The organism is Caldisericum sp. (assembly GCA_022759145.1).
GTDB lineage: Bacteria > Caldisericota > Caldisericia > Caldisericales > Caldisericaceae > Caldisericum.
Genome location: JAEMPV010000003.1, coordinates 1 through 5,718, shown reverse-complemented (window position 1 = coordinate 5,718; position 5,718 = coordinate 1). Strand labels below are relative to the sequence as shown.

The window sequence follows — 5,718 nt, the reverse complement described above, 5'->3', positions numbered from 1 at the left end:
TTAGTGACTATAAAATCTCTAAGATACGGAATAGAGATTCCTAAAAATATTGATGATATTGTTAAAACAACCAATAGCTCTAAGATTGTAAAACCACTTCTGTTCTTTGTTTGCATTTACGATGAATTATAACAGAAAAGTTGAGATTTAGAATGATTTACAAATTATTCGACTAATTAATTTAAAAAACCCTTCCTAAAATAGAATTTTAAGCAAATACTCAATATGAATTAATATTGTGGCGGGCTTCCATAAGTGGAAACTTTGCCAGTTGCTTCAATTATTACATAAAATGCCTTATTTGTCGAAGGATCTTTTAACTTTATTATAAGTTTGTTTTTATCTATTATTTGTGTACTGGTATTTTTTCGTAAGTTCATTGAGGTTACGACATCGCATTCTCCCCTGAATGTGCTTCCTGCACCAGACCTGAAACAAACTACATAGTAGTTTTTGCCGCTAAAATTTATTTGAGAGGATATAGACGGAGACGACGAGTTTATTGAAAACATTGAATCAATAACAATTCCATATTTTAGTGTTCTTTGAATGAAATGTTTATTTGTGGTGTCTCCTGGGATATAATGGCTATCCTCTACTTGTGGATTTTGATCTTTTCCCCACTGGAAGGTCTCGAAATAGTAACTCCTGTTATTTAAATTCGATGGATTATTTGACTCTACCGGTGAGTTATTGTAATTAATATAAAAGTTAAGGTCTTGTTGGTATAGAATTGCACTTTCTCTTGTTGTTTTTAAATCCTGTTCCATAAGCCAGGCAACTTCCTGGAGGCGTTGAGACGAAATAAAGTCTCTTAAATACGGAACTGAAATAGCAGAAAGCAAAAGGACTATAGTAATTACAACAACAACTTCTAAAAAGGTGAACCCTCCTCTTTTGGTTGAGGAGAGTTTACCTTCAGCATTTTTTAAGAACAAATTCAATAATTTAACTTTCTTCATTATTATGGATTTTCGAAATCAAATTTAGGCTGCAGAGTTTGGATATATGCGTTTGTTACCTGTTTTGAAATAATCTCACGCCATGACAATCTGTAAATTGAACTTGCTGCAAATTTTACTCCGCTAATTGTGTAGGTTACACCACCCCCTGGAAGCGGTGGAGTGGAATTATCAGCATTTCCAAATCTTTTGTCGTATGTAATGTTCTGGTTACCGTTCACTATAACTCCATTTACATATGAAGTTACATATCCTCCCGCAATTAATGCTCCAAAGACATCTCCTGTCCCGTTTAGTATGATATCGCTATATGGCGCATAAAATAACCCATAAATTGTGTTGTTTCCATTCAATATAATGCCACCTTGTGAATCTTGTCCACGAGAAATAATCGCAAGTTTACTCTTATTATCGTTATAAGTGGATCTTGTAGTGCCGTTAAAGATTACACTTTTATTTGCAATAATTGTTCCGCTGCCTTTTATCGTAACATTGCCGTTAAAGTGAATGTATCCGTTTACCCACACTATGCCAGGAGTATTTCCAAAATCGATTACTGTGTCTCCATTGATATTAAGGTCACCGTTAACATACCAATCAACTGGTAAGCCTTGTGGAGAGTTATTCATGGTTGAAAATCTTATTGTGTTATTCCCACCATTTATATTAACTGTTCCGTTAATGTAATACTTAACATCTCCGCCATTCACGTTTATAGTACTATAGGATGCATTTATAACAAGGTTTGATGGATATATACCGCCAGAAATTGCCGCAGCTTTAAAGGTAATTTCATCTCCAGGTGAATAATCTGGAAGACTTTGTTTTTGATTGTAGATAAGATTATGACCTACGCCTAAATCAAGGTTGCCATTAGCAATAATACCGTTCTGGTTTCTACCTAAAGAAGTTCCAATATTTCCATAAATTTTATTGTTACCATTAAGAATGATTTGTCCTGAAGCGTATATGCTTCCATTTCCGCTTTTACCATCATAGGATATGGTTCCGTTTGAGTTTAAAGTTCCTGATTGTATTGTGTGGTTTCCGTTGAGTATTAAACCTTTACCAGACCAAATTGCATTGTTAAAGGCAGGATTTACTGTTGAAGTGCCCGTTGTGTTTACTCCGTTTACATTTGCATTTATTGTGCTTAGTGTTGCCTCTGCAAATATATTTCTTATAATACTTTTTGCTTGAGAATTTGTAAGCAGGTAAGAACTTAATCTTATTTGGTATCTTGTGCTATTAGGTTTGTTGGTTCCATCGTCAACATATTGGACATTTGCGTCAATTTCAACCCACTTATTGTCATTTGCGTAATTGGGGTCGATACTTTGAATTCCCTGGGTGACATTTCCATTGCTTAGATTTTTGATGTAGCTATTTGTGATGTCTCCATTAGTTCCCGTTTGGGAGACTGGCTTAATGGTTGTCCCAGACTGATCTGTTACCAAAACATAGAAAGTTTGTGTTTCAAGGTTGTATAGATAAGTTGCAACATTATCTTCGACATCCCAAACCGACCCGGGGATGACATTAGTTGGTCCTGGATATATATTTATATCTGTTTGGAGTTTTGTTGCAGGGTTTGTAGTTCCGTCTGGTTGCCAGATTGTTCCACCATTTATTGTTGTAAGTAAATATCCTATTGTGTACTTTACAGCGTCTCTCTTGATTACAAAAGTGTCGCTTGGTGGATTGCTTGTGTAATAAGCGGCTATCTTATCCAAGCCGGCTTTTAATGTAGCGTCTGTATCCAGAAGGTCTGTAAAGTCATTAATTTTTGTTAGTATCATATCAATTACAGCATCGCCTGTAGACAAAACTCTGTCTGAAATTGCCTCTCCTGTTACATTCGTCTTCCGCGGGGTTGTTGTCGATATTAACATTAAAACTGGAATCATCATCGCAGCAGCAATAATAATAACAAACATTAAAGCAAAACCCCTTCTTCTCTTTCCGTTCATAATTTTCATACTCTTCACCTCCCGATTTAAATTATATAGCAAAAATTAAATTTTCATATTACTGCCTCAAAGTTACCTGGGCAACTCTAATAATCTTTGTTGCTCGTCCTGATGTGTCTTTTACCATTGCTTCAATTACGATTTGGATAACATGGCTTGACCAGGAAGGTCTTATTATTGTAAAGTTCGTTATTACCTGATCTGTTATAGGCTGGTTTTGGATGCCGTTCCATGTAGTACCATTATCACTTGAAGTTTCATTGCTGTAAAGGATTTCACAAGGTTCATACCTACTATCAGGCCAGTATTGTCTTGGTATTCCTTTATAATGAGGCGGTATATAGCCCAACCCGTCGGTTGGAACACCAAGTGTGTAAGAAATTCTATGTTTTACACCTAAATCATCTAAAGTGTAAAATCTAAGAATCGGTGTGTTGCTAAAAGTATAATACTGGTTTGAAGAAAGTGGTGGATCTGGATCTACAATGTTAGTTATATCTCTTACGGTGCTTGAAGAAGACGAGTACGCTGGAATTGAAACTCCGAATTGACCACTTCCGTCGTTTGAAGTTAATGTTTGCCTTAATTCCTTGGTAAGTTGATCAAGTACTGTTGTGACATTTTCAATAACTGCTTCTCTGTTTTGGTTTGCTTTCGAAATATTATTTACGAAGGAAAATGCACTAAATCCCATATAAATGAAAATAAATAGTAAAGCCATAGAAACGACAAGTTCAATTAGAGTAAAACCTTTTCTTTTCAAAGTCACCCTCCGTACGCTGCAATCTGTGTTGAAATGCTATATGAATGTTCCTTGTTTCCCGCCATCCAAAAAACAGTTACTTTTACATCGTAGTACTGGACATGTTTGTAATTAGGGTCTTTTGTTCTTGCAACGATTTGTGTAAGAACTCTAAATCCTCTGTAGGCAGTGCATTTATCTTTATCTTGATTCGTGTAATGCTGGTCATATTCAATTGAAGATGGGTCAAGTTTTTTGCTATCAGTTGTATAAATTCTTGGGATGTAATTTGACTCTGCGTCGAAATTTTTAATTGCATTTGGAGAATCTGGGGTAAATGGGTATCTTACAACAATTGGGTCACCTTTAGTTCTATCATAATACTTTCCGCCCGTAGATCTCAGATTTATATCTTCTTGTGTGGGATCCTTATAATCGTTTCCAGGATCATCTTTCAAGGAAACAAATCCCTGCAAAGAAGAGTAAAAGGCGGTGGAGGCAACATTAAATGCTTGATTGGGTAATGCTGGGTTTGCGTTAATTTGAAGAGAATCTCCTTTAAGATCGATAATACCTGGATAGGAGTTAGTTGCTGGATACCATTGGGTTGTTCCAATAAAGTTATTATCTCCTGTTACATTCCTTGACCTTATATATTCGATTGTGTATGTTGCAATATTTTTTGCCATATCAAGTTGCTCAGAGTTTTTCAGGCTTGCTCCTGCAGCAACTGCAAGCATAAGAACACTTACAACGATTATTAGTAGTACCGTTATTGCTACAATTACTTCAATTAGTGTAAACCCTTTCTTCTTTTTCATATGCTTTCCTTAAATACATTATAGTCCTATTTTAGAAAAAATAAATATCAAGAAAAAAATTTTTGTCAAGTACCCAGATGGGAAAATTTTAAAAATTATCACATAAATTTCTTTTATAAGTGTATAATGTTATTGGAATTATTTTATAGAGGAGGTTAAAATGCACAAGGTGGTTGTGATTGGAAATTATCCTTCAAATCTTATGGAAATGTTTGAGAAGTACAAAAAGGAATTTGGCATAGAGGATGTTGAAGTTCTTATCCCGACAAATGATGATGAGAAACTATCTGCACTCAAAGAAAGTGAAGCGGCAATTTCAGGTGCGTTAAGTGTTGACGATCTTAATAATGCGCCAAACTTAAAATTTATACAGGTGCCATTTGCAGGCGTTGATACCTACAACGTTTCAGACCTTATAAGGCGGGGCATAAAGATTGCAAATGTCCACTCAAATGCAACAGCAGTTGCAGAATTTGCGATGGCTCTTGTCCTTGCGCTTGCAAAGAACATTACTGAGGGAGACAGGGATTTAAGGATTGGTTACTGGCATGGGTGGATGTCGAGAGAGCCAGTTGTAAGCCTTGAAGGCAAAACGATGACAATCCTTGGGCTCGGAAGCATTGGCAAGGAAGTTGCTCGTTTTGCAAAGGCGTTTGGTATGTATGTAATCGGTGTTAAGAGGGGAAAGGTCGAAGGGAACATTCCTAATGTTGACGAGCTTTATACTCATGCCGATATTGAAAAGGCAATTGAGAAGGCTCAATTTGTAGTGTGTGCGCTTCCTCTTACGCCCGAGACAAAGGGGATGGTCAATAGAAGATTGTTTGAAAAAATGAGAGGCAAATATTTTGTAAATGTTGGGCGTGGTGCAGTGGTAAACGAAGAAGACCTTTTTGTTGCGCTAAAGAATGGAATTCTTAAGGGTGCAGGAATTGATACCTGGTGGGTTTATCCACAGGCACCAATGCAAACTGCAATGCCTTCAAGGTATCCTTTCCATGGACTTAGAAATGTGGTTATGACTCCGCATGCTGCAGGATTTACCGATATCACTCCACAGCGGATGTGGGAAGACTCTGTAAAGAATGTGCTCAGGTTTTTTAAAGGACTTCCCATTGAAAACGAAGTTAAAGAAGTAGGATACTAAATAATGGAGGAGGAGATTTCTTCCTCCTCCAACTTCACCCAAATACGACTTTAAGGCTTTGGGGGAAAGTTGGAAA

The 5,718-nt window shown here is 36.5% G+C and carries 6 protein-coding genes; 1 reads left to right on the top strand and 5 read right to left on the bottom strand.

All coding sequences use genetic code 11. The features are described 5' to 3' along the window. The 5 genes from JHC30_00185 to JHC30_00165 all read right to left on the bottom strand — a co-directional run. Nucleotides 1-116 (bottom strand): type II secretion system protein (locus tag JHC30_00185; protein MCI4462586.1); only part of this gene is annotated, 116 nt, incomplete at its 3' end. A gap of 114 nt (nt 117-230) precedes the next feature. Continuing rightward, nucleotides 231-962 (bottom strand): prepilin-type N-terminal cleavage/methylation domain-containing protein, encoded by a 732-nt coding sequence (locus tag JHC30_00180; protein ID MCI4462585.1) that lies wholly within the window; start codon nt 960-962, stop codon nt 231-233. A gap of 2 nt (nt 963-964) precedes the next feature. Beyond that, on the bottom strand, nt 965-2,941 hold the full coding sequence (locus JHC30_00175; GenBank protein MCI4462584.1) for a hypothetical protein: 1,977 nt from the start codon (nt 2,939-2,941) through the stop codon (nt 965-967). A 49-nt stretch (nt 2,942-2,990) separates the two neighbouring features. After that, complete coding sequence (locus tag JHC30_00170) at nt 2,991-3,695, bottom strand: prepilin-type N-terminal cleavage/methylation domain-containing protein (protein ID MCI4462583.1); 705 nt, start codon at nt 3,693-3,695, stop codon at nt 2,991-2,993. Nucleotides 3,696-3,697: 2 nt separating this feature from the next. After that, complete coding sequence (locus JHC30_00165; protein MCI4462582.1) at nt 3,698-4,495, bottom strand: prepilin-type N-terminal cleavage/methylation domain-containing protein; 798 nt, start codon at nt 4,493-4,495, stop codon at nt 3,698-3,700. Nucleotides 4,496-4,655: 160 nt separating this feature from the next. Between JHC30_00165 and JHC30_00160 the strand changes: the two genes are divergently transcribed. Next, nucleotides 4,656-5,642 (top strand): hypothetical protein, encoded by a 987-nt coding sequence (locus JHC30_00160; protein MCI4462581.1) that lies wholly within the window; start codon nt 4,656-4,658, stop codon nt 5,640-5,642. The last annotated feature ends 76 nt before the right edge of the window (nt 5,643-5,718 follow it).

Coding starts and splice junctions, on each gene's coding strand:
- JHC30_00165 (MCI4462582.1), bottom strand. CDS start 4,495: ATGAAAAAGAAGAAAGGGTTTACACTAATTGAAGTAATTGTAGCAATA.
- JHC30_00160 (MCI4462581.1), top strand. CDS start 4,656: ATGCACAAGGTGGTTGTGATTGGAAATTATCCTTCAAATCTTATGGAA.
- JHC30_00180 (MCI4462585.1), bottom strand. CDS start 962: ATGAAGAAAGTTAAATTATTGAATTTGTTCTTAAAAAATGCTGAAGGT.
- JHC30_00175 (MCI4462584.1), bottom strand. CDS start 2,941: ATGAAAATTATGAACGGAAAGAGAAGAAGGGGTTTTGCTTTAATGTTT.